Origin of the sequence: Herbiconiux daphne, assembly GCF_024979295.1 — a bacterium.
Lineage (GTDB): Bacteria > Actinomycetota > Actinomycetes > Actinomycetales > Microbacteriaceae > Herbiconiux > Herbiconiux daphnes.
In genome coordinates this window covers 1-1567 of sequence record NZ_JANLCJ010000078.1, presented here as the reverse complement: position 1 = coordinate 1567, position 1567 = coordinate 1, and the positions used below count along the sequence as shown (strand labels likewise).

General features: G+C 46.7%; 2 protein-coding genes. Both read left to right on the top strand.

Annotation, left to right across the window (positions count from 1 at the left end; translation table 11 throughout):
- The first annotated feature begins 72 nt into the window (after positions 1-72).
- On the top strand, positions 73-228 hold the full coding sequence (locus tag N1032_RS23010; protein ID WP_259542648.1) for a hypothetical protein: 156 nt from the start codon (positions 73-75) through the stop codon (positions 226-228).
- Between the two features lie 228 nt (positions 229-456).
- A partial coding sequence (locus tag N1032_RS23005; RefSeq protein ID WP_259542647.1) for a hypothetical protein occupies positions 457-1567 on the top strand: 1111 nt, incomplete at its 3' end.

Here is a 1567-nt window from a genome sequence, read left to right as displayed (position 1 = left end):
TTAATTTGGTCTGCCCTTTTTTATTATCTGTACCTTGTACAATTCATTAACATAATGTAGCAGGTTGTTAACATGGCTTACCTGAAAGATTTGTTTACGGCTTATGACTGGTCTGGTTTTGCTTTCGAAGAGTATCGAATGGCTGGCCTGATCGTCCTCTCGTTCTTAGTGCCAGTGGCTATTGGTGCTGTAGGGCTGACGTTCATCGAGTCTCGTCGCAAGGGATAAGAAAACGTCATAGTAGTCGGCAGCGCGTTCGCCATAGCGTGTTGCTGATGTAGTACGGCGTGTTTAAGCGTCACGTCGGGTTAGATCACCATTGCTTTTGTGAACGACTATTGTTCAAGCCCATGTTAGCACACACTCTGTTTGGGCTTTTTAGAGTAGTTGTAGTGAAAATGCACACTCTGTAATATGTTAATTAGTTAACATTCCATCAATGTAGAGGATTCATCCGTGAAAAAATCATTACTGGCAGTTCTTATTGCTTCAACTGTTATCTCGGCTGGCGTTAATGCCGCCACGACTACCCCATCTTCGGTAGCTTCTCAGGCTCAAGGTGCGACATCCTACGATCTGATTCAAGATAGTCAGATTCAGGCTATCGCTGGTTTGGCGAATCAGGGTATTAATCATACCCAAACAAATACGCAGGCCATCAATACTGTTGGCGCTCAAGTTGGACAAAACGCTCAAGCTATCGGTCAGACCAATGCGTCACTAGGTCAGACCAATCAGAACCTGCAATCACTGACTAACAACGTAGGTCAGAATGCGCAAGCGATTGGACAAACCAATGCTCAGGTTGCTCAGAACACTCAAAACGTTCAGCAACTCACTCAGCAAGCGAATACGCAAGCTCAGCAAACTGGTGCTCTCGCTGGTCAGGTAGCGCAGAATACTCAGGGTGTACAACAGAACACCACGAATATTCAGAACATCACGCAGCAGCTTTCCGGTAACTTCGTTACCAAGCCGGACTTCACCTCTGATCAGAAACGTCAAGACGATGCGTTGACTAAAGAAACCAACGCACGTCACGGTGACGTAACCATGCTGAACAATCGCATGAAGGATAAGGTGGATCTGTCTGCTTACAACATCGATAAAGCCGCTCAGAAAGATCTCGACGCTAAGCAGGATAAAGCGTTGACTGATGGCCTCGCAACGAAAGTTGATCAGACTGTCTATGATGCTGGTCAGAAAAAGCAGGACGATGCGCTGGCTAACGCTGTAGCTAAGCAGGGTCTGATTGACAAAACGCAGGACACTGCGATTGGTAAAGCTCAGAGCGCTGCAACACTGGCTCAGGCAACCGCCACTGGTAACAGTAAAGATATTGCTACCAACAAAGCTGACATCGCGGCTAACAAAACAACCATCAACGATCGTGTTACTAAAAGCGATTTCAAGGCTGATCAAGATCGTCAAGACAAAGCGCTGGCTTCCGGCCTGTCTCAGAAAGTGGACAACACTACGTTTTCTCAACGTAGCAGTGTGGTTGACCAACGCTTTGCTGATACTGATTCACGTATCGCTCAGCAGAAAGCTGATCAACAGCGCACCA

What these genes read in the sequence shown, in the direction of transcription:
- N1032_RS23010 (WP_259542648.1), top strand. Translation starts at nt 73, where the DNA reads ATGGCTTACCTGAAAGATTTGTTTACGGCTTATGACTGGTCTGGTTTT.